The organism is Acidovorax sp. T1 (genome assembly GCF_002176815.1).
GTDB lineage: Bacteria > Pseudomonadota > Gammaproteobacteria > Burkholderiales > Burkholderiaceae_C > Acidovorax.
Window position 1 is genome coordinate 4,041,276 of the sequence record NZ_CP021648.1, and the last position, 26,187, is coordinate 4,067,462.

Sequence of the window (26,187 nt, forward strand, 5' to 3'; positions counted from 1 at the left end):
AATAGGCCACACCCCTTGCCTGGAGATGCTGCCATGACCGTCCCCGCCACCAAACCACAGTTCGATGCCCCGTCCTACCTCGCCTGGGAGGCCGAGCAGCCCGAAAAACACGAATACCTCGATGGCGAAGTGTTTGCCATGGCCGGAGCCTCCGAATCCCATGTCACCCTGGCCGGCAACCTGTTCATGGCCCTGCGCAACCACCTGCGGGGCAGCCCGTGCAGCGTCTTTATCTCGGACATGAAATTGCAGGTGGAGGCCGACAACGCCTTCTTCTACCCCGACGTCTTCGTTACCTGCGCCGAATCCGACCGCGCCCACAGCCACTACAAGGCCGCGCCCAGCCTGGTGGTGGAAGTGCTCTCGCCCACCACATCGGCCTACGACCGGGGCGCCAAATTTGCCGCCTACCGCAAACTGCCCAGCCTGCGCGAATACGCGCTGGTGGACACGGAACGCCTGAGCATCGACCTGTTTCGCCGCGACGAAACCGGCCACTGGGTGCTGTACCCGTCTGAGGGCGGGGACACGGTGGAATTTGCCAGCGTGGGGCTGAACGTGGCGGTGGATCGGGTGTATGAGGACGTCAACATGGAGGAAAAAGAATCTCCGTTGAATGATGCTCAGACCTCAATATCAAGAAATTAATTAGAATCTGACCCCAATCTTTTCCTGCTGATACAGCGTGGCTGGCCGCAGAAACTCAGTTGCGCCCCGTTGATAAGGTGTTTGAGGCAATTAATAGGACTCTGACCCCCATTACGTTCTTTCTTGACCCCAATTGTTTCTTTGACTTGCTCGGCACAGGCCTGTCAAAAGACCACTCGCCGCACATCCTGGGCATGGTGCAAGACACGCAACACCGTGATGCCTTCATCGTCTGCCAGATAAAACAGGATATAGGGCGTTGAAGTAGGCCAACTGCGTACGCCATCAGCCAATTCTGGACGCGCTCGACCCATCAGCGGTTGAAGCAAAAGCGTATGGGTCTCTTCATCGATAGCATCCAACACGCGGTCGGCCGCTGGCTGGCTTTCCTCGGCAATATATAGCCAAGCCTCCAACAAATCGGTCTGCGCACTCTGTGCGAGCGTGACGCGAGCCATCAGTCGGCGCCTGGTTTAGACCGCAATACAGCCCGCCCCTGCGCCTTGATCGCCGTCATGTCCATTGCACTGACCCGACCGGCATGGACATCGGCCACACCCTGCGCGATGTCCGCTTTAAGCGAAGCAAAACTGGCGGCTTGTACGGCTTGATAGGTTTCAAACAGACGCAATGCCTCACGAATGACTTCACTCGCGGAGCCGTACATGCCAGAGGCAACATGGTCTCGCACACGGTTTTCAAGCTCGGCGGGCAGTGAGATATTCAGCGACATGGTGAGAACCCTTGGTGTTGTCAATCTCTGCCATTTTATGCCACGCCCACACAAACGACCGATGATCCTTGCGTGTGCGGACTTCACCCAAGTTCTCCGGCTTGCTGCGCTTTTACGCAACCACTGCTGCGGCACGGCCCTCGAAGACGCTCTCCATGGGCTGTGTCGCAGAATCAATTGGAATCTGACCCCAATTGTTTCCTCAACCCATGGGAGGCCCCATGATCGACCACTGCTGATACAGCGTGGCTGGCCGCAGAAACTCAGTTGCGCCCCGTCGATAAGGTGTTTGAGGCAATTAATGGGAATCTGACCCCCATTACGTTCTTTCAAAATCCATCCACGTGCACATATCCTCGCACACGGGCGGTGATGGGGTCTAACAGCACCACCCAGTCAGTGGCACGGCGGCTAACCAGAGGAAGCCAACGCAAGGCAATGGGATCAGTTGTTTCTTCGGACTCACGGTTATTAATTGCGCTGACTACAGCGGCATCGATTAGCGCAGTTTGGCTTGGGTGTTTGGAGTGTAATTCAGGCAAAGGGCGAGCAAGTTGCAACACCTGCGGCACACTCAAAGCGTAGTCTTGCCACCAACTAAGGCGTTGGCTGGGTTCCACTCCTTGCAGCGATGCACTAATGCTAGCTAATTTTTCCTCCCCAGTGCGTGGATGGCGAATGCCAACAGTGCGTAGGCGTGACAAGCTCCATGGATGCGCCCACGTAGGTAACTTAGAGGCCTCGGTTTCATCCAGGTCAGCAAAACTAACCACCCTAAATCGATCAACCTCGTGCACCAACGCCACAGGACGGGCATAACTCATTGTGTTGACGCCGTAGCCCAGCGCCAGTAATTGAATGGCAGCAATCAGTGCTAAGTCGCGATGCAATTCGGTGCGGGGTTTCGTCGGATTGAAGAGCACCAACGTAAGCAGTGGGCCACAAACCACATCGACACTGACAATCAACCAAAACAGCTTTTCACCACCTAATATTTCACGCAAGGGCGAAGGAAACCAAATGCCGAATATCAGCAAGCCCACCAACCCTGCCACGGCAACGGATAACAGCAGATGAATAGTTGCAGCGCGCAGCGCGTGGGCACTGCGCTGTTTTAGCGATGCGGAAATCACATATGGATGGGTAAACACGGGCAAACTCAATTTCAGGGGAGACGGTTAAGCTACTACGAGCGCCAACAACAACGCCCGCAAGGGCGGGCGTTTTTTAAGCCAAAGCGCTATTTAGCGCCGCCAAGTTAACGGCATTCAGCTGGCGCATACTTGGAGAGCAACGTGGCACCATTAGTTGCACCAAGGATCGCCGCCTTGTCATCGGTGTAGCAAGTCCACACGATTGGGCCCACAGGCGGAGTGCCTGCAACCAACAGTGCTCCGTTAGACGATGGCCAAATTTGCAGCAAGTTGCTAGCAGCAGGAGCAATAGCCGTCGAAAACGCAACGGCAATCATGCCATTGGCAGTGGTACCGGTAATGGTTGCGATGTTTTTCGTGGGAGCTGTCTGAACACAGGTGCCTGCGGCGGCACACAAAGTGGGCGCAGCAGCAGTGCCTGTAGTCATACCAGCAAACAGACCACCGGATGCATCAGCAACGGCATTAGCTGCATTGTCGGCAACGGTCGCCTTCAACGCACTACCCAAAATCAGGCCTTCAGAGACTTTAGCGCGGATTGTGTAGTCCTGATAAGCAGGCAAAGCCACAGCCGCCAAAATACCAATGATCGCCACAACGATCATCAATTCGATCAGGGTAAAACCCTTTTGCAGATTACGCTTCATAAAAACTCCTTGGAGGTCAATTGCAATTGAAAACCTGCAGAAGGATTCTCCAGGTTCGCAACAGCTGCAGCAGGTTCCGTGCCAGTGGGTGGGTGCAACAAGACGTTTCTGTCGCTTCTGGTTGTGGGGGCAATCGGCAGCGGGTTGTTGCTGCGGTGTCTTTGCGGCGGGTGTGGCTGACAATTTTGTCGTGACAGAAAGTGTCGCAAAGTGCGTTTTTGGAGGAGATTCGGGGTCAGATGCCAATTTTTGCTCCAATTGGCCTCAAGCCCTTATGCAGAAAGCGCTGGCAGCTATCAAAACAGGTGCAACCTGCACCTCGAATCCTGCCCCGCCTGCAGCCAGAAAATGCCATGCGGCGCCCCGTTGCCGGGGGGTGTGATGGCATCGAAGCGGCGCACTTCTTTGCCGATCATCTCCGTCTCGGATGGCTTGGTGTGCGTGATGTCGATGGGACAGCGCTTGCCGGGGCTGAGTTGCGCCAGGGCGCGCGGTACAGAAAACGATGGGCGCCCACCTAGAACGCACCTTGGATGAACCCATGGCGCGGCTCATGCCGCCGCCTCACAATTGCGCCACAATTGCGCCACAATTGCGCCACAATCGCGCCATGGCACCCAAAATCGCGCCACTTACAGACCATGCAAAGCCGGCTGATCTGCTGCGCAGCATTCAGAATGCCCCGGCCGGGTTAACGCTGGCGCAGTTGCTGGAGCGCCACCCCAGCGTGGCGCGCCGCACGGCACAGCGCTGGCTTGGCCAGTGGGCGGCCGATGGCAGCATCGTGGCGCAAGGCGCTGCGCGTGCGCGGCACTATCGCGCCGCAGCCATGCAAGGCGTGCCAGGCTTGGGCCCACATCCACGCTCAGGCCCAGACGGCTTCCCGGCCGCCATCCCGCTGTCGGCTGACAGCCTGGATGTTTTGGCTTACGTTGACCAGCCCCTGCAGGCGCGCAAGCCGGTGGGCTATCAGCGCGATTTTCTGCAGGCTTATCAGCCCAACCTGACTTGGTATCTGCCAGCACCACTGCGCCGCCAGTTACACCAGATGGGCCAAACCGCCGATGCACACGCGCCTGCGGGCACTTACAGCCGTGCTATCTTGAATCGGCTGTTGATTGATTTGTCTTGGGCGTCTAGCCAACTGGAGGGCAACACGTATTCACGCCTGGATACGCGGGCGCTGATTGAGCATGGACAGGTGGCCGCTGGCAAGGCGGGCATCGAGACGCAGATGATCTTGAACCACAAATCGGCCATCGAGCTGCTGGTAGAGAACGCTGGCACTGCGCGCCTGGACCGCTACACGCTGATGAATTTGCATGCGGCACTGGCAGAAAACCTGCTGCCCAACCCGGCTGACGAGGGGCGTTTGCGCCAGCATGTGGTGGAGATTGGGCAAAGCGTGTTTCGCCCGCTGTCGGTGCCGCAGCAGCTCGATGAGGCGCTGAACGAACTGCTGGACAAGGCGGGGCAAATCAGCGACCCGTTTGAGCAGTCTTTTTTCATGCTGGTGCATGTGCCTTATCTGCAGCCTTTTGCGGATATCAACAAGCGCACCTCACGCCTGGCGGCCAACCTGCCGCTGTTTCGCGCCAATCTGTGCCCGCTCACTTTTGTGGATGTGCCCGAGCAGGCTTACAGCCGCGCCATTTTGGGCGTGTATGAGTTAACCCGGGTCGAGTTGCTGCGCGACGTGTTTGTCTGGGCCTATGAGCGCTCTACCCAGGAGTATCTGGCCATCAAGCAAGACTTGGCCGAGCCAGACCCGACCCGGCTGGCCTACCGGGGTCTGATCAAGCAAACCATCCATGCGGTGGTGACGCACCTGGGCGGCGACGCACTGGCCCTCATCGCGCAAGCCGTGGCCGCGCACGTGCCAGAAACCGAGCGGCCCGCAGTGCACGCGCTCATCGTGGAAGAACTGCGCCGCCTGCATGAAGGTGTGCTGGCGCGTTATGGGCTGCGGCCGTCGGAGTTTGCGGCGTGGCAGGCGGGTAAGGATTAAACCTATGGATCCGGCCCTGTGAAGTTTGACCCGCTCGCCCTGGGGGGCTATGACTGCTGCACCCAGTTTTCCAGCCGCAGGCCGGGCACCCGCTCGAACTCGCGTGTGTTGTGCGTGACCAGGGGCGCGTCCAGGCTGAGTGCGTGGGCGGCGATCATGGTGTCTAGGGCATCGATGGGTTGGCCTTGGCGCTCCAGGTTGGCGCGCAAGTCGCCATAAGCCCAGACCGCGTTGGTGTCGAAGGGCAGTATTTCCAGCGGCGCCAAAAACATCTCCAGTGCGGCCCTGTTGCGCGCCGAGCCGCTTTTGGCCACGCCGTAGGCCAGCTCTGCCGCCACCACGCTGCACAGGCCCACGTCGCCCAGGCGGTATTGGCGAAACCGCGCCAGCACTTCGGGTGGCCTGGCGTTGATGATGTAGATGCAAATGTTGGTGTCCAGCAGAATCATGCGCAAATCTCGGGGCGCACCTGCTGTGGCGGCTGTTCGCGCGCAAGCACAAAGCCGGGCTCGAAAGCCGACAGGGCGGCTTCGAGGGTGTCCCAAGGGTTGTCCAGCGGCAGCAGCAGCACGCCGTTGCCGAAGTGTCGAACCCCGACATCGGTCCCTGTGAAACGAAATTCCTTGGGCAACCGGACCGCTTGGCTGCGACCCGATTGAAAGAGACGGGCGGTTTCCATGGTGTGCCTTTGATCATTGATAATCACCAATGGTAGCTACTCTCTTGTGTTCCCGCAAACAGGGCAAGGCAAATTGGAGTCTGACCCCAATTTCTCCGGGCCAAATCCAAGCAGATCGGCATCGCGCGTTGGCCGATGTGGTTGGTCGTACCACAGTGAAAACAGCAGCGCGCCCTTGAGCAGGTAGTTGGCGGCATGTGGCGAGATGGACAGCCGGTACAGCAGCCGCTCTAACCCGAAGTGGGTGAGCGTGAGGTTGAAGTCTTGCTTCGTGGCATCGGCGCGCTGCTTCAGGCGGGCGCGGATGGAGGCAGCCAGGTTGCGGCTCATGCCACGATGCTTTCCAGATAAGGCCGCATGACATTGGCCACGCGATCCACGGTGGCGTAGCGCCAGAGCGCATCCATCGTCAGCTTGCGTTGTGACCAGCCATCGCGCAGCGCTTCCAGCGCCACGTCCAGGCCGATTTTGTTGCGGTATTTGAAGCAGTCGGCCACTGTTTTGGCCGCGTTGTACACGGGCACCTGCACGCCATCAATCGTGACCGTTTCGATGCCTTCGGTCAAAGCCGCCCCCGACATGCGCACCACGCGCAGCGCCGGTTGGTCCAGGCGGGGCGTGGGCGAATGGTGGGGGATGGCTGTCCAGACCTCGTGCGGTGCCTGCGTGCCGATGCCGTGGACACGCAGCGCCGACAGCAGGCACACCACGCCACGCGGCACACGCAGGGCGACCTCGGCCAGAGACCGGTGCTCGCTGAGCACGCGCCCCGGCAGGCTGTAAACGCCGCGGGCGACACGCTCGAGCTTGCCGACGGAGACCAGGCGGCTGAGAACCACTGTCGGAAGGCCCTGCCCAGCGAGATCGCGCGCACGCATGAGCGGCTGGCGCTCAGCAAGCGCCAGGACGGCTTGTTCGAGCGTGGTGGATTCCGAGCTGGGTGTCATGCGGGATTTTGTTGTAATTATTAGTCATTTGTCAACAAATGACTTGATAATGGAAACCCAAAAAAATTGGGGTCAGGTTAATTGGGGTCAGATTCCAATTTTGCTGGGGCAGGTTTTTTAAGAATGCGGCCCACCCGACCCGCGCCCAGAACTGCATTGAGCCTACAAGCCCGCGCAGCCAGCGCACTCAATGGCTGTGCAGCTTTTCTTGTAGCCAGACTTTGATGAGCGACTGGTAGGGCACGTCGCGCGCGTTGGCCGCCACTTTGAGTGAGTCCAGCAGGTGCTGGGGCAGCCGCAGAGAGATGGTCTTGGTGGTGGGCTTCAAGTTCGGCAGGGTGACTTTTGTGGCCTTCGACCAATCGAGATGCTCGGTCGAGCTGTGCGTTTCCCAATAGGCACGCTCTTCGGCCTCGTTGGCGAATGTGGGAATGGCTTTAGTGGGCTTGTTCATAAATGGCTCGCTCCTTTCGGTGCATGTCCCGCGCTGAAATGACACGGATCAATGCGCCTGACTGGCGCAGGGTGAACGTGATGTGCAAAGCCCGCCCGTCGTCTGTCTTGCCCAGCGCATGAAGGCGAAGCTCTGTCTGACTGTGGTTCGTGTCCTCCACAAGTAACAACGGAGCGTTGAAAAATACTTGCTCAGCTTCTGCCATGGAAACACCGTGTTTGTCGTTCTTGCGGGCGTTACCGTCATCCCAGTTGAATCCGGTGATGGTGCTGAAATCAATCATATTTGTATATTATCATCATATCAATTTCTTTAAAAATCGAAGAAATTGGGGTCAGACCCCCAAAGAAATTGGGGTCAGACCCCCATAGCAGACCATGCAAAGCCGGCTGATCTGCTGCGCTGCATTCAGAATGCCCCGGCCGGGTTAACGCTGGCGCAGTTGCTGGAGCGCCACCCCAGCGTGGCGCGCCGCACGGCACAGCGCTGGCTTGGCCAGTGGGTGGCCGATGGCAGCATCGTGGCGCAAGGCTCTGCGCGTGCGCGGCACCAGAAATTGGGGTCAGACCCCCATAGCACCCTCTGACTTGCCGTGGTGCATGCGATGGGGGTCACTTGTTCGTGCCGACCCAGTTTTCCACTTGCAGGGCGGGCACCCTGGCGAACTCGCCCACGTTGTGGGTCACCATGACGAGCCCTTCGCTGCGCGCATGGGCCGCTATGTGCAGGTCGTTCACTCCAATGGGCTGGCCGATTTTTTCCAGCCCGGCGCGGATGGCGCCGTAGTGCTGGGCCGCCTTGCTGCCGTAGGGCAGCACTTCAAGGCGGCTGCAAAAGTCTTCGATAACCGCCAGGTTTTCGCTGACCTTGCTGCTTTTTTCGGCGCCGTGCATCAGCTCCGACAAGGTGATGGCCGATATGGCCATGCGGCCGGCGTTGGCGTTAAAGATCGGCATGACCTCGACGGGGCGGCGCTTCACAACGTAGATGACGATGTTGGTGTCGAGCAGGTAGCGCAGCATCAGAGCGATTCCCGCTCTGCCTGGTGCTGGCTGGCGCGCTCTGGCATGAAGTCGTCGCTCACTGCAGGGCCGTTCAGAAAGAAGCTGTCCCATGTCTGCCCCACGGGGGAAATGATGCGCTCGTTGCCTTTGGCCCGCACTTCGACTTTGCGCACGCCGTCGGGCAGGCGCAGGTCGATGGGGATGCGGACGGCTTGCGTGCGGTTGTTGATGAAGACGGTGCTGATGGTCATGGCCGCGCTCCTGGGCAAGGGTATATGGCGAAAGTATATGGCAACGGGTTGCCGTGCCACAGCTGTGCCCTACACCTCAAACGCTTGCCCCGCCTGCAGCCACGAAATGTCATGTGGCGCTGCGTTACCAGGGTGCGTGAGGGCGTCGAAGCGGCGCACTTCTTGCACGATCAATTGCGTCTCGGACGGCTTGGTGTGCGTGATGTAGATGGGGCATTGTTTGCCGGGGGCGAGCTGCGCCAGCTCTTGCGCCAGGGTGTGGGGCGCCAGGTGCAGGCTGCGCTGCGCCAGGGCGCTTTCGTGGTTGCTGAAGGCGGTTTCTATGACCAGCATGGCCAGGGGCAGCTGGTTGATGCGTTGCCAGAAGGCGGGGTTGGGGCCGGTGTCGCCGCTGAACACCCACCAGCCGGTGTGGCCCTGCACGGCGTAGCCCACGGCGGGCACGGTGTGGATGGCGGGCAGCACTTCGATGTGCAGGCCGGCCAACTGCAGCACCTGCCCGGTTTGTAGTGCTGTGTAGGCCAGCAAAGGCGCTGCAGCGCTGGGTATGCCACTGAAATCAGGCCAGATGATATTGTTGAATATGTGGGACTGCAGCGCGGCGATGGTGGCGGGCAGGGCGTGCACCTGCACCGGCGTGCTGCGCAGGGAGGACACGGCATCGAGCATCAGGGGCAGGGCTGCCACATGGTCCAGGTGCGAGTGGGTGAGCAGCACATGGTCGATCTGGCGCATTTCTGCCAGGGTGAGGTCGCCCACGCCGGTGCCTGCGTCGATGAGAATGCGCCCATCCACCAGAAACGAGGTGGTGCGGCAGCCTTGGGCAATGGCGCCGGAGCAGCCCAACACGCGAACCTTCATGCCAGCCTTGCTCGAAGTTGAATCAGAACGGTCTGTTTTGTCGGCACCCAAAAGCCACCCCCGGGGCGCTGCTGGCAATGCAGCAACCCACAGAGTTATCAGATTTGTTCGAATTGCATGTCGGTGCCTGCCAGGGTGATGCGGTCACCATGTTGGAGGGGCACGGAGGCGCCCACCATGGGGGCGCCGTTAATCAAAGGCATGTTGGCCCCTTCGACGTGGGCGAGCACATGGCCCTGGTGGCGCTTGGTGATGGCGGCCACGGCCACGCCGGGCTTGCCAATGGTGGTAACCACTTTCCGCAAGGCCACCTCGCGCCCGGCGGCCGCGCCCGACAGCACGCGAATGCGCGCCGAATAGGGGGCGACCCCCGATGGGGTTGGTGCAGGGGCGGGGCGGGGCGCCGCCGCCGCAAACGAGGCCGCCATGCTGGGCCTGAAGGCCGTGGTTTTTTCGAAGTTTTCGCTCTCGGCTGCTTGAAGGAAGCGGATCTTGTATTTGCCCAGTTCAATGACGTCGCCGTTGCGCAGCTCCTGGCGCTTGATGGCCTTGGCGTTGACATAGGTGCCATTGGTGCTGCCCAGGTCTTCGATTTCGACCTCGTCTTCGGTCATGTGGATGACGGCGTGCTCTCCGCTGACGGCAAGGTTGTCAATGACGATGTCGTTGTAGGGGCGTCGGCCCAGCGTGGTTCGGTCCTTGGTCAACTCGACCTCTTTGATGACAACGCTGTCGATCGAAACGATCAATCTGGGCATGATCCACTCCTAAGATGTTGAGTTGTTGTATGCGTGAACGGCATCATGCAGTCCTGACCCATCGGGACATGAAGCCACGTTTCTTGCCGCGCGCTGTGGTTTGCACCAGTAGCACGCTGATGTTGTCGCGCCCGCCCTGGGCATTGGCGGTGTCGATGAGCAAAGTGGCTTTGTCTTGCAGCGGCACGGATGCGCGCAGCATTTCGGCCAGGTCGGCATCGGACACCATGTCGGTCAGGCCGTCCGAGCACATGAGGAACAAATCGTGCGGGGCCACCTGGAACTCGTTCACTTCCATTTGCACATGCGGCTCCACCCCCAGCGCACGCGTGACCAGATTGCGGTTGCCGGACGCGGCGGCTTGCTGGGGGGTGAGAAAGCCTGCGTCCACCTGTTCCTGTAGCCAGGAATGGTCGCGCGTGATTTGCTGCAACACGCCATCGCGCAGGCGATAACAACGCGAATCGCCGACGTGGCCCAAAATGAGCCGGTCGCCCCGAAATACGCCCACCACCAGCGTGGTGCCCATGCCGGCGTACTGGGGGTTGGAAAGGGATGCGCCCAAAACGGCGTGGTTTGCGTTTTCCACGCAGATTTCGAGCGCCTTTCGAACGTCGACAACTTGCGCAGCCTTGCCCATTTGAGTGAGCCAACGCGCCATTTCCGAACGAATGAAGGTGGTGGCCATGGCACTGGCGACTTCGCCAGCGTTGTAGCCGCCCATGCCGTCCGCCAGTATGGCCAGTTGCGCATCGCGGTCAAAGGCCACCGCATCTTCGTTGTTGCTGCGCACCCGTCCACGGTCGGTGCGGGCGAAAAATTCGTAGGTCATGGAGGTTGCCGCGTGCGTCGTCAGGCAGCCGAAGACTGTGAAAGCGCCGAATTCCGGACAGCGGGAGGTTTCATCACGGTTACCAGGAAATCTGCCATGTCAGGCCCATTGCATTGCGCCCCGCATCATAGACGAGCGCATGGGGTTTGCAGCGCTAGTGTAGTGTTGCATTCTGTTTGGAACTTAATCGGCTATTGGCGCGGATGACCTTTTGCAGGATGTCGCGAGCGTTCTTGGTCCAGATGAACGGCTTGGGGTTGGTGTTGTGATGCGCGATGTACTCATCGATGGCCGAGACGAGTTCGGGCACGCTGGTGAACACCCCGCGGCGTAGCCGGTTCTCGGAGATGTCGCGAAAGAAGCGCTCGACCATGTTCAGCCACGATGCCGAGGTTGGCGTGAAGTGCATGTTGAATCTGGGGTGCTTGGCCAGCCACTCCTGCACAGCTGGATGCTTGTGCGTGGCGTAGTTGTCGGCGATCAGATGCAGCGTCTTGTCCTTGGGCGTCTCCCGATTGATTTGACGCAGGAACTTCAGCCACTCGATGTGGGTGTGGCGCTGCTGGCACTGGCCGATGACCTGACCGTTGAGCACGTTGAGCGCAGCGAACAAGGTGGTTGTGCCGTTGCGCTTGTAGTCGTGCGTCATGGTGGCCGCGCGCCCCTTCTTGAGCGGCAGCCCGGGCTGCGTTCGGTCCAGCGCCTGCACCTGGCTCTTTTCGTCGCAGCACAGCACCAGCGCATGCTCGGGCGGCGACATGTAAAGCCCCACGATGTCTTCGAGCTTTTGCACGAACTGCGGATCGCGCGAGACCTTGAAGCCGCGCACGATGTGAGGCTTGAGACCGTGGGCCTGCCAATGGCGCATCACGGTGCTGGCGCTGACGCCCAACTCAGCGGCCATCGTGCGCGTGCTCCAGTGCGTGGCCGCCTCGGGCTTGGTCTGTGTGGTTAGCTTCACAAGCTTGGCCACATCCACCTTCACCGGCGGTGCGCCGCGCGGCAAGTCGCGCTCGATACCTTGCAGCCCCAATTGCAGGTAGCGTTCACGCCAGCGCGCCACCTGCACGCGCCCAATGCCAAGCTGCTCGGCAATATCCTTGTTTTGCAGCCCCTGCGCGGCCAGCAGCACGATCTGGGCGCGCTGGGCCAATCTGACGCTGGTGCGCTTGGAGCGCGCCAGCCGGCTCAGCTCGCTTTCCTCTTCATCCGTCAACACAATCGTCGGGGCAACTCGCAATTTTTCACTCCAATGCAAACCGTAGTAGAGCATTGGAGCGTGGTTGCTCAATTAAGTTTCATTAAGAATCAAACACTACACTAGCGCCATGGGGGTGGTGACCAGCCCTGGTGTCATGGATTGGGAAGCGCTTGCATGGTCAAAAAACTCTCAGTCTTGCTGTTTCGACTGGGAGTCAGGCAGCAATTTCTGCGCCCGCATCATGATGCGCCCCGGCCAAAGCCAATAGCCTTGGCTCGCCGGGCCTGGCGCTCAATCGCGCCCTTTTACTGACGATCCTGGCGGCAGGTCGTCATGGACATGTCATTTTTGTCACGACCCAGGCTGTCCACGCTACGTCGCACCTGCGGCCAGAACTTGCCGATGCCCACCACCAACGCTATGCGCAGCACCACGGCTGCGCCGGAACCCCAGAAAACGGCCTTGCGTTGCTGGTGCGGCGGCAGGGAGCGCGCGGCCAGTGCAATGACGACCGCGTTGTCGCCAGAAAGAATGCTGTTGATCCAGACGATCTTGGCGAAACCGATCCAGAAATCGGCACTGCGCAGAAATTCAATGACGTAACTCCATTGCTACGAATGCAAGAAGCGCCCGAAACCAGGGTTTCGGGCGCTTCTGTTTTTTTGGAGACGCCAATCTATCGGGCGGCGGCGCCCGGGTCGTCCGTAATTCTGCTTACGGCAGCGACTGAATTACTTCAGCTGGGCCTTGAGCAGCTTGCCCAGTTCCGAGGGGTTGCGCGTGATGACGAAGCCCGACTCTTCCATGATGGCGAGCTTGGCATCGGCCGTATCGGCACCGCCGGAGATCAGCGCGCCTGCGTGGCCCATGCGCTTGCCGGCCGGAGCCGTCACGCCCGCGATGAAGCCGACGATGGGCTTCTTCATGTTGGCCTTGCACCACTGCGCTGCTTCGGCTTCGTCAGGACCGCCGATTTCGCCAATCATGATGACGGCATCGGTGTCGGGATCGTCGTTGAAGGCCTTCATCACGTCGATGTGCTTCAAGCCATTGATGGGGTCGCCACCAATGCCCACGGCGGTGGATTGGCCCAGGCCCACTTCGGTCAGCATGGCCACGGCTTCGTACGTCAGCGTGCCCGAGCGGCTCACCACGCCGATGCGGCCCTTGCGGTGGATGTGGCCGGGCATGATGCCGATCTTGATTTCGTCGGGCGTGATGATGCCGGGGCAGTTGGGGCCCAGCAGCAGCGTCTTCTTGCCGCCGGCGGCTTCCTTGGCCTTCATCTTGTTGCGCACCATGAGCATGTCGCGCACTGGAATGCCTTCGGTGATGCAGATTGCCATATCCAGGTCGGCCTCGACGGCTTCCCAGATGGCGGCAGCAGCGCCTGCGGGCGGCACGTAGATCACCGACACGGTGGCGCCGGTTTGCGCGGCAGCTTCCTTGACGGAGGCGTAGATCGGGATGTTGAAGATCGACTCGCCGGCCTTCTTGGGGTTCACGCCGGCCACGAAGGCGTTCTTGCCGTTCGCGTATTCCTGGCACTTTTCGGTGTGGAACTGGCCAGTCTTGCCCGTGATGCCCTGGGTGATGACCTTGGTGTCTTTGTTGATGTAGATCGACATGGGTATTTCTCCGGGCTTCTTACTTCACTGCTGCCACAATTTTTGTAGCGGCTTCGGCCATGGTGTCTGCGGCAATGATGGGCAGGCCGGACTCGGCCAGCAGCTTCTTGCCCAGCTCTTCGTTCGTGCCCTTCATGCGCACCACCAGCGGCACCGACAAGTTCACGGCCTTGCAGGCGGTGATCACGCCGGTGGCGATGGTGTCGCACTTCATGATGCCGCCGAAGATGTTGACCAGAATGCCTTCCACCTTGGGGTTGCTCAGCATGATCTTGAAGGCTTCGGTGACCTTCTCGGCGGTGGCGCCACCGCCCACGTCGAGGAAGTTGGCCGGCTCGCCGCCAAACAGCTTGATGGTGTCCATGGTGGCCATGGCCAGGCCGGCGCCGTTCACCAGGCAGCCGATGTTGCCATCCAGGCTGATGTAGGCCAGGTCGAACTTGCTGGCTTCCACTTCGGCCGGGTCTTCTTCATCGAGGTCGCGCAGGGCCACGATTTCGGGGTGGCGGAACAGGGCGTTGGGGTCGAAGTTGAACTTCGAGTCCAGGGCCATCAAGTTGCCCTTGGAGTCGCAGTTCAGTGGGTTGATTTCCACCAGCGACGCGTCGGTTTCCATGTAGCACTTGTAGATCTTGGCGAAGATGTCTACGGCCTGGTCGATGGAAGCGCCGGTCAGGCCAATGGCTGCGGCAACTTTCTTGCTTTGCTCAGCGGTGATGCCGGTCAGCGGGTCGATCATCTCGGTGACGATCTTCTCGGGCGTGGAGTGGGCCACTTCCTCGATGTCCATGCCGCCCTCAGACGAAGCGATCAGGGCCACCTTTTGCGTCGCGCGGTCGGTGACCAGCGATACATACAGTTCGTTCTTGATGTCGGCGCCGTCTTCGATGTACAGGCGGCGCACCTTCTGGCCTTCGGGGCCGGTCTGGTGGGTCTTGAGCTGCATGCCCAGGATTTCGCCCGCAATGCGCTTGACGTCGTCAATGGTCTTGGCAACCTTCACGCCGCCGCCCTTGCCGCGCCCACCGGCGTGGATCTGGGCCTTGACCACCCACACGGGGCCGCCGAGTTTCTGGGCTGCTTCAACGGCTTCTTGCACCGTGAACGCGGGAATGCCACGCGGAACGGGCACACCAAAATTGCGCAAGATTTCCTTGCCTTGGTATTCGTGAATCTTCATGAGGTCTCTCTCAGGGAAGGATGGTATTTACCCGTTTACCATGAACAACAATTGTCTGGACGCGGGCTGGGAACATGGCAGCGGGCGACTGTATCATGCTGCACCGCACCAACCCTTGTGCCCAGCTTACAAGGTCGCCCACAGCACATTCACCCCTTGCAGGAGCATTCACATGTCCAGAATCTTTATCGATGGCGAAGCCGGCACCACGGGCCTGCAAATCCGTGAACGCCTGCAGGCCATGCCGCAGATCGAGCTGGTCAGCATTGCCCCCGAGCTGCGCAAGGACCCTGCCGCCAAGCGCGAACTGATTGCGGGCGTGGACCTGGTGGTGCTGTGCCTGCACGACGACGCCGCGCGCGAGACCGTGGCCATGGTCGATGACATCGAAAAAACCACCGGCCGCCAGGTGAAGGTGATCGACGCCAGCACCGCGCACCGCACGGCACCGGGCTGGGTGTTTGGTTTCCCCGAGCTGGCCGCCGGTCAGGCGCAGGCCGTGCGCGAGGCGCTGCGCGTCTCCAACCCCGGCTGCTACGCCACCGGCGCGATTGCCCTGCTGCGCCCGCTGGTCGATGCGGGCCTGGTGCCTAAAGACTTTCCGCTGGCGCTGCCTTCGGTCAGTGGCTATTCGGGCGGCGGCCGCACCATGATCGAGGCTTATGAGCAGGGCCAGGCCGCACCGTTCGAGCTGTACGCGCTGGGCCTGTCGCACAAGCACCTGCCCGAGATCCTGAAATACACCGGGCTCACGCGCCGGCCCATCTTCGTACCGGCCGTCGGCAACTTCCGCCAGGGCATGCTGGTGCAGTTGCCCCTGCACCTGGATCTGCTGCCGGGCCAGCCCAAGGCGGCCGACCTGCACGACGCTCTGGCCGCGCACTACGCCCAAAGCAACACGCCCGCGCAGTGGGTGAGCGTGCTGCCACCCACCGAAGATGGCAAGTTGGAGCCCACCGCGCTCAACGACACCAACAAGCTGGAGTTGCGCGTGTTCGCCAACGAAACCTACCGCCACGCCGTGCTGGTGGCGCGCCTGGATAACCTGGGCAAGGGCGCCAGCGGTGCTGCGGTGCAAAACATGCAATTGATGCTGGGTTTGTAAGCGGGCACGCACTGCGATAGCGGGATGTGACGCAGCCGGTTGGCTGGCCAGGCCACTGATTTGCTCTGCATTTGATAGCTTGTAGCGCTTATCAATAAAGCGCTTGATGCCCTTTTCGCTGCGAAACTCCCCCACGCAGGTACCATGGCCCGATGAGTACCCATTACGAAACCCTGCAGCAAGCCGATACCTACCGCGAGGCGTTTGCGGTAGAGCCCCCAGCAGCGCTGGGCGAGCGCCACCTGTGGCCGCGCAAGCCAGGCTTTTTCATCGTGCATGCAGCGACGGCGGCGGCCCTGTCGCAACCGCCAGGGGCCGCGCCCGAGGCCGCGCCGCCATCCACCGACAACGCTGCGCCCGCACGCGTGCTGGTGCCAGCGCAGTGGGGCCTGGTGCCGCACTGGGTCAAGTCGGCGTCCGACGCCAAGCTGCGCGCGCCCAAGCTGGTCAATGCCAAGTCCGACACCGCCTCGACCGGCACGGCGTTTCGCGATGCCTGGCTGAAGGGCCAGCGCTGCATCGTGCCCATGGCCGCGTTTTATGAAGACGACCTGCGCAGCGGCAAGGCCGTGTCCACCCGCGTTGCGCGCGTGGACGGCAAGCCCATGGGCGTGGCAGGCCTGTGGGCACGCTGGCAAGGCGCGGATGGCGAGGTGATCATCAGCTACTGCCTGCTCACGGTGAACGCCAACAACCACGCGCTGCTGCACCGCTACGGCCAGCCGGGCAGCGAGAAAAGCATGCCCGCCATCGTCAACGAAGGCGCCTACGACGCCTGGCTCACGGCCCGGCCCGAGAAGGCCAAGGAGTTCATGCGGCAGTACGCGGCGCAGTGGCTCACAGCCAACCCGGTGGAGAAGAAAGCGGACAAGGTGCCCAAGGGCTTGCTGGGCTGACGCTGCACCTACCGCCCAGGGGCGCGCTCAGGAAGGCCGCCTCATCTGGCAAGAAGTGGGCTGGGCGCTAACGTAAGAGTCCCAGACCACTTCGGAGCGGAAGCCGTAACCGGTTTTCTCGGCGTCGTACTTCACACCCTTGCTGCCCTGCTTGGCCCAGATGCCCAGGTAAAGCGGGGCTTCGAGCTGGTGGTCGGTCTTGCGCATGCGCACCTCGCCCATGGGGCTCTTGTAGGTCATGCCTTCCAGGGCCAGGGCCACCTTCTTGGCGTCGGTGGACTGCGCCTTGCGCATGGCTTCACGCAGCATGTGCACGCTGTTCCAGTGGGCGGCAAACACAAAGTCGTCGCCCGTCTTTTTCTTGTAGTCCACGTAGATCTTTTCCAGCTCGGGAGTAGGGGCGTTGTGCACCCAGTTCCAGATCACCCCCACCTTGTCCTCACCCCAGGGGCCAATTTGCGCGGGCGTGCCAGGGTTATTGGCGTTGAGCGTGAAGTAGTTGATGTTCAGGCCGTAGTCGCGGGACGACTTGAACAACAGCGTCAGGTCGCTGCCCCAGTTGGACGTGATGACCGTATCGGCCTTGGCAGCGGCCATCTTCGCCACGTACGAGGCAAAGTCGCGCGTCTGCGCAATGGGGATGAAGTCTTCACCCACGATCTCGATGTCGGGCCGCTTGCGGGCCAGGTACTCCTTGGCGGCCTTGGAGACCTGGCGGCCGTGGGTGTAGTCTTGGTTGATCAGGTACACGCGCTTCACATCCTTGCGGCCTTGCAGGTAGGTGGTCAGCGCCTCCATCTTCATCTCGCTCGATGGATAGAAGCGGAAGTGCCAGAAGCTGCAGCGCTCGTTGGTGAGCTGCGGGTCCATGGCGGCGTAGTTGAGGTACACGGTGGCGCGCTCCGGGTCGCGCTCGGCGAGCTTGTTGAGCGCATCGACCAGCGCCAGCGCCACGCCCGATCCGCCCCCCTGGGTGATGTAGCGCACGCCCCGGTCGGTGGCGGCCTTCAGGGCATTCAGGCTCTCCTGCGGCGTGCCCTTGTTGTCAAAGTCCACCACCTCGAACCGGGGCTCGTTGGGCCCCGCCTTGGCGTTGACCTGCGCCACCACCTCGCGCAGCTGGTTGAGCGAGCGTTGGCCGGTGAGCGCAAAGGGGCCGGACAGCAGGTCGATGAAGCCGATCTTCACCGTCTCGGCCGCGCCGGCGTGCGCCGCCATCACCAGCGCTGCGGCGCAGGCGCCGGCCTTGAGCCATTGGTGAGGCCATTTCCTGGGAACCATGTTCATGTGTGTCTCCGTGGGGTGGGGGGGGGGAACTGCCAACAACGCAGGGCATTCTTCAACAACCGCTGAACACCGAGCCATGGCGTTGCCGCAGCTCGTTTTTCTGGACCTTGCCGGTGCCGCCCAGCGGCAGGCTGTCCACAAACAGCACGTCGTCGGGCAGCCACCACTTGGCGACACGCTGCGCGAGAAAGTCCAGGATCTGCGCTTTGTCCACCGGCTGGCCCGGCTTGCGCACGATGAAGAGCAGAGGGCGTTCGTCCCACCGGGGGTGCTTGACGCCGATGACGGCCGCCATGGCCACTGCGGGGTGGGCCACGGCGGCGTTCTCCAGATCAATGGAGCTGATCCACTCACCGCCGGACTTGATCACGTCCTTGGTGCGGTCGCGGATCTGCACCACGCCTTGCGGACTGATGGTGGCGATGTCGCCCGTGGGGAACCAGCCATCGGCCAGCGCCGAGCGCTCGGCCTTGTGGTACCGGTCCACGATCCATTGGCCGCGCACCATCAGCTCGCCCTGTGCAACGCCGTCACGTGGAAGGCTGGCGCCGTTTTCATCCACCAGCTTGAGTTCGATGCCGAACACCGACTTGCCCTGCTTGGCGATCAGCGCGTGGCGGTCCTCGGGCGGCAGCTCGGCATCACCCGCGCCCAGCGTGCTCATGGTGGCGATGGCCGTGGTCTCGGTCATGCCCCAGCCGTGGCGCACGTCCACGTCGTACACGTCGTTGAACTTGGCGATCAGCGCCTTGGGCATGGCCGAGCCGCCCACGCCCGTGCGTCGCATGGTGCTAAAGCGCAGCTGGTGCTGCTCCACATGCTGGATCAGGCCCATCCAGATCGTGGGCACACCCGCGCTGACGGTGACGCGCTCGGTTTCCATCAGCTCGTACAGGCTGGCGGCGTCCAGGCGCGGGCCGGGCAGCACCAGCTTGGCGCCGCCAATCAGGGCTGCATAGGGCAGGCACCACGCGTTGATGTGGAACATGGGCACCACGGGCAGGATGGTCTCCTGCGCGCTGATGCTGAGCACGCCCGGCATGCAGGCCGACAGGGCGCTGAGCACCAGCGCCCGGTGCGAATACAACACGCCCTTGGGGTTGCCGGTGGTGCCCGACGTGTAGCACAGCGCCGCGCCAGTCTTTTCATCGCATTCGGGCCAGGCAAAGGTGTCGCCCTGGCGGGCCACCAGCGTCTCATAGGCCTCGACTCCGGGCACCCCCTGCAGGTCGATGGCGCCCAGCGCACCGGCATCGCACAGGGCCACCCAGTGCCGCACGCGGGGGCACGACGCAGCAATGGCGCGCACCAGCGGCGCAAAGGTGGTGTCGAACAGCACCACCTCGTCGTCGGCGTGGTTGACGATGTAGGCCAGCTGCTCGGGGTGCAGGCGCGGGTTGCAGGTGTGCATGACCATGCCGCTGCCGGACACGGCGTAATACGCCTCCAGGTGGCGGTGGTTGTTCCAGGCCAGCGAGCCCACCACGCTGCCGGGGCGCAGCCCCAGCGCCTGCAGTGCGTTGGCGAGCTGCCGGGCGCGCCGCGCCATGTCGGCAAAGCGGTAGCGGTGCAGGCTGCCATCGGTGTCGCGCGAGACGATCTGCTGGTCGCCGTATTGGTTCTCGCCATGCTCGAGGATGGCCGAAACCAGTAATGGCCGGTCCATCATGCTGCCGGGCTGCTGCATTGCTTTTGTCTCCTTGTGGTGTGCGCGGTGCTGCATCGCGGCATCCGTGGGGGTGCCGGTGCAGGGCCCTCTATGCCGGGGCTGGCGCATCGTCGCAAACAACGCGGGGCGCGCTTGTCTTCTGCGCGACTGGGGTGAGAGCCGCCCCCGTGGTGCGCCTTGGCCCGCGCAGAATGACCGGAATGCCGCGTTGACGCAGGGCCTACGGCCTTGGCGCGCTAAAAACCGAGCGCTGCGAAGAGCGCGTCCATGCGCGCCTGCACGGCAGCGTCCATGGCCATGGGGCGGCCCCACTCGCGCTGGGTTTCGCCGGGCCACTTGTTCGTGGCATCCATCCCCATCTTGCTGCCCAGGCCGCTCACGGGTGAGGCGAAGTCCAGGTAGTCGATGGGGGTGTGCTCCACCAGCAGCGTGTCGCGCGCCGGGTCCATGCGGGTGGTGATGGCCCAGATCACGTCTTTCCAATTGCGCACGTCCACATCCGCATCCACCACCACGATGAACTTGGTGTACATGAACTGGCGCAGGTGGCTCCACACGCCCATCATCACGCGCCGCGCGTGGCCCGCGTAGGCCTTGCGGATGCTGACCACCGCCATTCGGTAGCTGCAGCCTTCGGGCGGCAGGTAGAAGTCCACGATCTCGGGGAACTGCTTTTGCAGCAGCGGGATGAACAGCTCGTTCATCGCCAGGCCCAGCACGGCGGGCTCGTCGGGCGGCTTGCCGGTGTAGGTGCTGTGGTAGATCGCGTCCCGGCGCTGCGTGATGCGGTCGATGGTGAGCACGGGGAACTCGGCGCATTCGTTGTAGTAGCCGGTGTGGTCGCCATACGGCCCTTCCAGCGCGTGCTGCCAGCCGCTCGCGTGGTTGGCGTCGGGCTGGATGTGGCCTTCGAGCACGATCTCTGCCGTGGCGGGCACTTGCAGGGGCACGCCCAAGGCCGCAACCACCTCGGTACGCGCGCCGCGCAGCAGGCCGGCAAACTGGTATTCGCTCAAGGCATCGGGCACGGGCGTGACGGCACCGAGCAGCGTGGCCGGGTCGGCCCCCAGCGCCACGGCCACGGGGTAGGGCTGGCCGGGGTGTGCGGCGCAGTGGTCGGCAAAGTCCAACGCGCCGCCCCGGTGCGCCAGCCAGCGCACGATGACCTGGTTGCGCCCGACCACCTGCTGGCGGTAGATGCCCAGGTTTTGCCGCGCCTTGCGCGGCCCGCGCGTGATGGTCAGGCCCCAGGTGATGAGCGGGGCCACGTCGCCCGGCCAGCAGTGCTGCACGGGCAGGCGGGCCAGATCGACATCGGGGCCTTCCCACACCTCCTGCTGGCAGGGCGCGCCGCGCGCCACGGTGTACGGCGCCATGTTCCACAGGGTCTTGAGCAGCTGGCCCATGCCCAGCATGTCTTTGAAGCCTTTCGGCGCCTCGGGCTCCTTCAGCGTGGCGAGCAAGGTGCCCAGGGCGCGCACGCCGCGCAGGTCGGGCACGCCCATGGCGCGGGCCACGCGGGCTGTCGTGCCAAACAGGTTGGTCAGCACCGGCATGCGGTGGCCCGTGGGCTGGGTGAACAGCAGCGCCGGGCCGCTGGCGGGCAGCACGCGGTCGCTGAGCGCGGTCATCTCCAGGTGGGGCGATACGGGCTCCGCCACGCGGCGCAGCTCGCCCGTGGCTTCGAGCTGGGCCATGAAGTCGCGCAGGTCGCTATAGGCCATGTCAGGTCCAGAATTTGAATGAAATCGGCCTCTAGCGCTTATCCATCAAGCGCTAGCAGCTATCAATTAAGGAGTATCTGGTGCCAGACCCTGCCACCGAGGCGCCAGGTCGTGGGGCACGTCGATGAGGTCGAGCACGCGGGCCACGCTGTAGTCCACCACTTCGCCCACCGTTTGCGGGCGCAGGTAGAAGGCGGGCAGCGGCGGGCAGATGATGCCGCCCATCTCGGTCACGGCCACCATGTTGCGCAGGTGTGTAAGGTGCAGCGGCGACTCGCGCACCATCAGCACCAAGCGGCGGCGCTCCTTGAGGGCCACGTCGGCCGCACGCGTGAGCAGGTTGTCGGCCAGGCCATGCGCAATGGCGGCCAGCGTGCGCATGGAGCACGGCGCCACCACCATCGCATGGCACTGGAACGAACCGCTCGCAATGGCCGCGCCCACGTTGTGCAGGTCGTGCACGCGGTGCGCCAGGGCCTCGACGGCGGGGCGGTCCATGTCCAGCTCGTGCTGCAGGTTGCGCCAGCCCACGTCCGAGACAACCAGGTGCGTCTCGATGCCGCTCTGGCCCTGCAGCACCTGCAGCAGGCGCGCGCCATACACGGCGCCGCTGGCGCCCGAGATGGCGACGATGATGCGGCGGGTGTGGGCAACATCAGCCATGCGAGGGTTCCACGGCGACAGAGCGAGCCAAGGGCTGCGCCTGCTGGTCGGCCTCGACCTGCTCCAGCACCAGCGCGGCCTGCACCGGGTCGAAGTCTTCGTGCGTGCGCTTTTTCACGCCGTATTGCTGCAACTGGTAATGCCGGTCGGGCGCAATGCCGTGGCGCGCCAGCGTACTTTTCACGCACACCAGCGGGCAGCCGTCGAGCGCGATGATGGGCCGGCCCGAGCGCACGGTTTTCATGAGGTGCGGCACATCGCCGCCCACACCGGCGATGCACGACATCTCGGCCACGCCGCGCCGATCGAGCTGCAGCGCCACGTGGTTGGCCAGCTGCGCGGCGCTGGAGCAGCCCGAGCAGGAATAGACGAGGGGGTGGTTCGGATCGGCGGCCATGGTCATCCTCCTGTGGTGTGCGAAGCGGAGTCGAGGCGCTGCCGGAGGTGGCCCAGCACCTGGCGCGGTGACAGCAACGGCACCCACTGGCGCGGGTCCAGCACGGGCAGCTCGATGGCATCGAGCGCGTTCTTCACCACCAGGCCCAGCTCGGTATCGCCCTCCATCGACAGGCGGCGGTTGAAAAACAGCGTGTCGGGGTCTTGCTGGCGCTGGGCCAGCAGCAAAAAGTCGTGGGCGGTGGCGCTCAGCGTCAGATCGGCGACCTCAGGGGCAACCAGCGGGGCGCGGGGCGCAAAGCGCTGGCCTGTCCAGGCAAAGTCGAACACCAGGCGCGCATCGCGAACCTGCACGTGCATTTTCTTGTGCAGCATCAGCTGCCCCACATCGGCGGGCAGATGCCGGGCCAATGCCAGGTTGAGCGCCGTCACCAGCAGCAGCGAGCCGGGGTAGGCGGGCAGGCGCGACAGCAAGGCCCCCACCGGTGAGGGAACCAAAGAATCAGAAGAAGCAGCCATGGTGTGGGGGTGGCACGCGGGCCAGGTAGAAAAGCACGATGTCAATCAGAGGCCGGGTGCGGTGGCACCGGCGTGCCCCTGCTCCAGACCAGGACGACCGAACCAGTAACCGTTGCAGGGCTGGTCGGGCATGAAAGGCTGCATGCGCAGCACAAAGTCTGCGCCGCCAGGCTGCGCCAGGCGCCGGGCTTCATCGAACAGCGCAATGATCTGCACCATGTGCTGCGACTGCGGGCTCAGCCGCACCAGGTCCACGCCCATGGTGCGCATCGCGGCCAGCTCGTTGGCCAGGTTGTAGACCCGGGCCGATTGCGTCTGCGTGCCGTTGAGCACGAGGAAGTCCTCGCTCTCGCGGGTGCGCAGCGTCAGGCCGTCGGGATGCTCCAGGCAGCTGAAGCGGCAGTCGTCTTTGGGCAGGTTGCAGTGGCGCGCCGTGAAGCAGCGCGCCGAGTAGGCCAGCGGCATGCGCCCGTAGGCGAACACTTCCGTTTCCAGGCCCGCAGGGCGATTCACCAGCATGGCGGCCAGCGCATCCTGCGCCATCTCCAGCGGCATCACCCAGCGGCTGGCGCCCAGCTGCGCCATCCATTGCAGCGAGGGTGCGTTGTACAGGTTGAGGTGCGGGCCCGCCACAAAGGGCCGACTTGTCGGTTGGCCCGACAGGCAGCGCACCGCGCCCATGTCGTTGGCCTCGACGGTGAAGTCCGCGTTGTCAGCGATCTTGTGCAGCACGCTCACGTCCGAGCCCGACTCGATCAGCACCTGCGTGGACAGCACGGCCTGCTTGCCGGCGTCCTGCAGCATGCGGGCGATGTCCAGCCAGTCGGTCAGGCGCAGTTCGTGGCGGCGCGAGCACACCGTCTCGCCCAGATACACCACATCGAGCGGCGTGGCGGCCATGGCCTCGTAGAAAGCAAAGATATCTTCGCGCGGCCAGTAGTACAGCAGCGGACCCAGGGATAGTTTCATCACGGTGCTCTCCATTTTTCAGGGCGTTGTGCGCAGCCCACTCGGCATAAAACTGGCGCGCCCCAGGCCAGCGGACGCCGCGCAAGGGCCGCCCCGCCGCGCTGGCGTCGTCCCCCTTCCCCTAGCGCGAAGCGCGTAGAGAGAAGGGGGAAGCCGCGCAGCGGCTCAGGGGGTTGTCTCATCACTTCCAGGGGCGGTGGTAGGCGCCCAGCGTGTGCTGCTGGCCCTCGGCCACCTGGTCGAGGCTGGCCATCCAGGTCGTTTTGGTGGCGTAGCGGTGGGGGTTGGCCAGGCACTGGTCCACAGCCTCGCGCCAGACCCTGGTGACCTGCGCCACATAGGCCGGGCTGCGCTGGCGGCCTTCGATCTTGATGGCGCGCACGCCGATCTTGAGCAACTGGGGCAGCAGCTCCAGTGTGTTGAGGCTGGTGGGCTCTTCGATGGCGTAGTAGTTTTCGTCGTCGCCCACATCGAACCGCCCCTTGCACAGGGTGGGATAGCCGGCGTTTTCGCCGGGCGCGTAGCGGTCGATCAAGACACCATTCAGGCGCGACTCTCGGCCCTGCGGCGTCTCCTGCCAGCGCACGGCCTTGGGCGGCGAGCACACGCCATGCGTGTTGGGAGATTCGCCCGTCACGTACGAAGACAGGGCACAGCGCCCCTCGACCATCACGCACAGGCTGCCGAAGCCGAACACCTCGATCTCCACCGCGGTCTTGTCGATGACCTGGCGCACCTGCTCCATCGACAGCACGCGCGGCAGCACGGCCCGCACGATGCCGAACTGCTCGCGGTAGAAGTTGATGGCCTCGTAGTTGGTGGCCGAGCCTTGCACCGACAGGTGCAGGCGCAGCTGGGGATGGCGCTGCGCCGCGTAGTGCATGAGCCCGGGGTCGGCCAGAATGACGGCGTCCACACCCAGATCCACCGCCTTGTCCATGGCGCTGCGCCAGGGTGCGGGGTCGGACGCCTGCGGGTAGGTGTTGAGCGCCATGAAGACTTTGCAGCCGCGCTCATGCGCGTAGCGGATGCCGTTGGCGATAGCCGCCTCGTCAAAGTTCAGTCCGGCAAAGTTGCGCGCGTTGGTGGCGTCGCGCAGACCCAGATAGACGCAGTTGGCACCGTTGTCCACCGCAGCCTTCAGGGCGGGCAGGCTGCCGGCGGGGCAGACCAGTTCAAGGGCAGGCGCCGCAGGGGGCGCCGCAATCGGGTTCAAGGATTCCATCACAAGCAATCAATAGCCGGCTCCGGGCGTGGAGCCACGGCACTGGCGGCACCTTAGCGATGTGGAACCGTGCGGCGGCTGATCTTCGTCAACTGCAGGGCACAATTCCAGACGAATACAGTCGGGCTTTGACGCAGGCCATGCCTTCGGGCCACTGGCATCGCGTTCATGCGCCCCGTCACCCCTCTCCCCAACGCCCTACCGCCATGAACAAAAACCTCTGGCTGCTGGCCTTGTGCCAGGGCCTTTTGCTGACCAACAACGTGGTCTTCATCGCCATCAAGCGCTGGTGCGAGCTGCCCATCATGGGGGCGGGCGTGCTGCTGAACCTTGGCCTGCGTGGCCGTCGCGCTGTTGGGGGTGGACTTGCACCACTTCGGCATTGCGCTGTTCATGCTGGGGGTGGGCTGGAATTTTCTGTTCACCGGCAGCACGGCGCTGGCCGTGACGGCCTACCGCCCTGAAGAAAAAGACCGCGCCCAGGCGGCCATCAACTTCTGCGTGTTTGCCACGCTGGCCGTGAGCTCGCTGTTCTCGGGCGTGCTGGTCACCACCCAGGGCTGGACGCTTCTCAAACATGGCCCGCTGGCGCCCATTGCGGTCACCGGCGCGGCCTTGCTGTGGCTGGCATTGCGTCAGCGCCGGGCGCGGGTGGCGTCAACGCCCTAGACCGCCATCGATATTTGTTTTTGTCATTTGCAAGCGCGAAAAACGTGGTTTTCACCGCCGGGCGCCTTCCCTAGACTTCA

The 26,187-nt window shown here is 62.9% G+C and carries 29 protein-coding genes and 3 pseudogenes; 5 read left to right on the forward strand and 27 right to left on the reverse strand.

From position 1 onward, the window contains the following. Positions 1–33 precede the first annotated feature (33 nt). A complete protein-coding gene (locus CCX87_RS18700) occupies positions 34–648 on the forward strand; it encodes a Uma2 family endonuclease (RefSeq protein WP_087748040.1) in 615 nt (204 codons plus the stop codon). Between the two features lie 164 nt (positions 649–812). Here the strand turns inward: CCX87_RS18700 and CCX87_RS18705 are convergent, their stop codons facing one another. The 4 genes from CCX87_RS18705 to CCX87_RS18720 form a co-directional block, all read right to left on the reverse strand. Further along, on the reverse strand, positions 813–1,106 hold the full coding sequence (locus tag CCX87_RS18705) for a type II toxin-antitoxin system RelE/ParE family toxin (protein WP_087748041.1): 294 nt from the start codon (positions 1,104–1,106) through the stop codon (positions 813–815). After that, positions 1,106–1,381 (reverse strand): type II toxin-antitoxin system ParD family antitoxin, encoded by a 276-nt coding sequence (locus tag CCX87_RS18710; RefSeq protein ID WP_087748042.1) that lies wholly within the window; start codon positions 1,379–1,381, stop codon positions 1,106–1,108. Before CCX87_RS18710 ends, CCX87_RS18705 begins: the two co-directional genes overlap by 1 nt. A gap of 329 nt (positions 1,382–1,710) precedes the next feature. Next, the gene (locus CCX87_RS18715) at positions 1,711–2,532 is read right to left on the reverse strand and encodes a hypothetical protein (protein WP_232476446.1); all 822 of its coding nucleotides are present in this window, start codon (positions 2,530–2,532) and stop codon (positions 1,711–1,713) included. Between the two features lie 107 nt (positions 2,533–2,639). Further along, positions 2,640–3,182, reverse strand: a complete 543-nt coding sequence (locus tag CCX87_RS18720) for a pilin (RefSeq protein WP_087748043.1) — start codon at positions 3,180–3,182, stop codon at positions 2,640–2,642. A gap of 610 nt (positions 3,183–3,792) precedes the next feature. Here CCX87_RS18720 and CCX87_RS18725 point away from each other — a divergent pair. Then, a complete protein-coding gene (locus CCX87_RS18725) occupies positions 3,793–5,190 on the forward strand; it encodes a Fic family protein (protein ID WP_087748044.1) in 1,398 nt (465 codons plus the stop codon). A 47-nt stretch (positions 5,191–5,237) separates the two neighbouring features. Here the strand turns inward: CCX87_RS18725 and vapC (CCX87_RS18730) are convergent, their stop codons facing one another. The 15 genes and pseudogenes from vapC (CCX87_RS18730) to sucC all read right to left on the reverse strand — a co-directional run bounded on the left by vapC (CCX87_RS18730) (position 5,238) and on the right by sucC (position 14,985). Next, entirely contained in the window at positions 5,238–5,639 is a 402-nt protein-coding gene (gene vapC / locus CCX87_RS18730) for a type II toxin-antitoxin system tRNA(fMet)-specific endonuclease VapC (RefSeq protein WP_087748045.1), read from the reverse strand. Continuing rightward, complete coding sequence (locus CCX87_RS18735; RefSeq protein ID WP_087748046.1) at positions 5,636–5,869, reverse strand: antitoxin; 234 nt, start codon at positions 5,867–5,869, stop codon at positions 5,636–5,638. The genes vapC (CCX87_RS18730) and CCX87_RS18735 overlap by 4 nt, the downstream gene beginning before the upstream one ends. Before the next feature lie 87 nt (positions 5,870–5,956). Continuing rightward, positions 5,957–6,199, reverse strand: a pseudogene (locus CCX87_RS18740) (nucleotidyl transferase AbiEii/AbiGii toxin family protein); the annotation flags it as partial. Next, complete coding sequence (locus tag CCX87_RS18745; protein ID WP_087748047.1) at positions 6,196–6,816, reverse strand: type IV toxin-antitoxin system AbiEi family antitoxin domain-containing protein; 621 nt, start codon at positions 6,814–6,816, stop codon at positions 6,196–6,198. The gene CCX87_RS18745 and the pseudogene CCX87_RS18740, both read right to left, overlap by 4 nt. 187 nt (positions 6,817–7,003) lie before the next feature. After that, positions 7,004–7,270 (reverse strand): BrnA antitoxin family protein, encoded by a 267-nt coding sequence (locus CCX87_RS18750; RefSeq protein ID WP_087748048.1) that lies wholly within the window; start codon positions 7,268–7,270, stop codon positions 7,004–7,006. After that, positions 7,254–7,553: a BrnT family toxin gene (locus tag CCX87_RS18755; protein ID WP_087748049.1), complete on the reverse strand. Its 300-nt coding sequence runs from the start codon at positions 7,551–7,553 to the stop codon at positions 7,254–7,256. Before CCX87_RS18755 ends, CCX87_RS18750 begins: the two co-directional genes overlap by 17 nt. Positions 7,554–7,881: 328 nt before the next feature. Beyond that, a complete protein-coding gene (gene vapC / locus CCX87_RS18760; RefSeq protein WP_087748050.1) occupies positions 7,882–8,292 on the reverse strand; it encodes a type II toxin-antitoxin system tRNA(fMet)-specific endonuclease VapC in 411 nt (136 codons plus the stop codon). Further along, positions 8,292–8,525, reverse strand: a complete 234-nt coding sequence (gene vapB, locus CCX87_RS18765; RefSeq protein WP_087748051.1) for a type II toxin-antitoxin system VapB family antitoxin — start codon at positions 8,523–8,525, stop codon at positions 8,292–8,294. The genes vapC (CCX87_RS18760) and vapB overlap by 1 nt, the downstream gene beginning before the upstream one ends. 69 nt (positions 8,526–8,594) lie before the next feature. Then, on the reverse strand, positions 8,595–9,386 hold the full coding sequence (locus CCX87_RS18770) for a 3',5'-cyclic-nucleotide phosphodiesterase (protein WP_087748052.1): 792 nt from the start codon (positions 9,384–9,386) through the stop codon (positions 8,595–8,597). 98 nt (positions 9,387–9,484) lie between these two features. Beyond that, positions 9,485–10,144, reverse strand: coding sequence for an FHA domain-containing protein (locus CCX87_RS18775; RefSeq protein ID WP_087748053.1), 660 nt, complete (start codon positions 10,142–10,144; stop codon positions 9,485–9,487). A 43-nt stretch (positions 10,145–10,187) separates the two neighbouring features. Next, complete coding sequence (locus tag CCX87_RS18780) at positions 10,188–10,976, reverse strand: Stp1/IreP family PP2C-type Ser/Thr phosphatase (protein ID WP_087748054.1); 789 nt, start codon at positions 10,974–10,976, stop codon at positions 10,188–10,190. Between the two features lie 154 nt (positions 10,977–11,130). Next, positions 11,131–12,216, reverse strand: a complete 1,086-nt coding sequence (locus CCX87_RS18785) for an IS630 family transposase (protein ID WP_087748270.1) — start codon at positions 12,214–12,216, stop codon at positions 11,131–11,133. A gap of 356 nt (positions 12,217–12,572) precedes the next feature. Further along, a pseudogene (locus tag CCX87_RS18790) lies at positions 12,573–12,773 on the reverse strand (TerC family protein); the annotation flags it as partial. Between the two features lie 135 nt (positions 12,774–12,908). Then, complete coding sequence (gene sucD, locus CCX87_RS18795; protein WP_087748055.1) at positions 12,909–13,805, reverse strand: succinate--CoA ligase subunit alpha; 897 nt, start codon at positions 13,803–13,805, stop codon at positions 12,909–12,911. A gap of 19 nt (positions 13,806–13,824) precedes the next feature. Next, positions 13,825–14,985, reverse strand: a complete 1,161-nt coding sequence (sucC, locus tag CCX87_RS18800) for an ADP-forming succinate--CoA ligase subunit beta (protein WP_087748056.1) — start codon at positions 14,983–14,985, stop codon at positions 13,825–13,827. 172 nt (positions 14,986–15,157) lie between these two features. On the opposite strand from sucC, the gene argC reads away from it, so the two are divergent. Both argC and CCX87_RS18810 read left to right on the forward strand, forming a co-directional pair. Next, positions 15,158–16,090, forward strand: a complete 933-nt coding sequence (argC, locus tag CCX87_RS18805; RefSeq protein WP_087748057.1) for an N-acetyl-gamma-glutamyl-phosphate reductase — start codon at positions 15,158–15,160, stop codon at positions 16,088–16,090. A gap of 152 nt (positions 16,091–16,242) precedes the next feature. Further along, positions 16,243–16,986: an SOS response-associated peptidase gene (locus tag CCX87_RS18810; RefSeq protein ID WP_087748058.1), complete on the forward strand. Its 744-nt coding sequence runs from the start codon at positions 16,243–16,245 to the stop codon at positions 16,984–16,986. A gap of 27 nt (positions 16,987–17,013) precedes the next feature. Here CCX87_RS18810 and CCX87_RS18815 read toward each other — a convergent pair whose 3' ends face one another. The 8 genes from CCX87_RS18815 to ubiU form a co-directional block, all read right to left on the reverse strand. Then, positions 17,014–18,273 (reverse strand): branched-chain amino acid ABC transporter substrate-binding protein, encoded by a 1,260-nt coding sequence (locus tag CCX87_RS18815; protein WP_087748059.1) that lies wholly within the window; start codon positions 18,271–18,273, stop codon positions 17,014–17,016. 52 nt (positions 18,274–18,325) lie between these two features. After that, positions 18,326–19,960, reverse strand: coding sequence for a long-chain-fatty-acid--CoA ligase (locus CCX87_RS18820; RefSeq protein ID WP_087748505.1), 1,635 nt, complete (start codon positions 19,958–19,960; stop codon positions 18,326–18,328). A 218-nt stretch (positions 19,961–20,178) separates the two neighbouring features. Then, positions 20,179–21,666, reverse strand: coding sequence for a 4-hydroxy-3-polyprenylbenzoate decarboxylase (gene ubiD, locus CCX87_RS18825; RefSeq protein ID WP_087748060.1), 1,488 nt, complete (start codon positions 21,664–21,666; stop codon positions 20,179–20,181). Positions 21,667–21,732: 66 nt separating this feature from the next. Continuing rightward, positions 21,733–22,329 carry a UbiX family flavin prenyltransferase gene (locus CCX87_RS18830; RefSeq protein ID WP_087748061.1) on the reverse strand — a complete coding sequence of 199 codons (597 nt, stop codon included), beginning with the start codon at positions 22,327–22,329 and terminating at the stop codon, positions 21,733–21,735. Next, on the reverse strand, positions 22,322–22,726 hold the full coding sequence (locus tag CCX87_RS18835) for a putative zinc-binding protein (RefSeq protein ID WP_369825319.1): 405 nt from the start codon (positions 22,724–22,726) through the stop codon (positions 22,322–22,324). The genes CCX87_RS18830 and CCX87_RS18835 overlap by 8 nt, the downstream gene beginning before the upstream one ends. Positions 22,727–22,728: 2 nt before the next feature. Then, a complete protein-coding gene (gene ubiT / locus CCX87_RS18840) occupies positions 22,729–23,244 on the reverse strand; it encodes a ubiquinone anaerobic biosynthesis accessory factor UbiT (protein WP_087748063.1) in 516 nt (171 codons plus the stop codon). Between the two features lie 45 nt (positions 23,245–23,289). After that, positions 23,290–24,213, reverse strand: a complete 924-nt coding sequence (locus CCX87_RS18845) for a U32 family peptidase (protein ID WP_087748506.1) — start codon at positions 24,211–24,213, stop codon at positions 23,290–23,292. Positions 24,214–24,394: 181 nt separating this feature from the next. Beyond that, entirely contained in the window at positions 24,395–25,438 is a 1,044-nt protein-coding gene (gene ubiU / locus CCX87_RS18850; protein WP_087748064.1) for a ubiquinone anaerobic biosynthesis protein UbiU, read from the reverse strand. Between the two features lie 278 nt (positions 25,439–25,716). Here ubiU and CCX87_RS18855 point away from each other — a divergent pair. Continuing rightward, a pseudogene (locus CCX87_RS18855) lies at positions 25,717–26,107 on the forward strand (MFS transporter); the annotation flags it as partial. Positions 26,108–26,187: the final 80 nt, after the last annotated feature.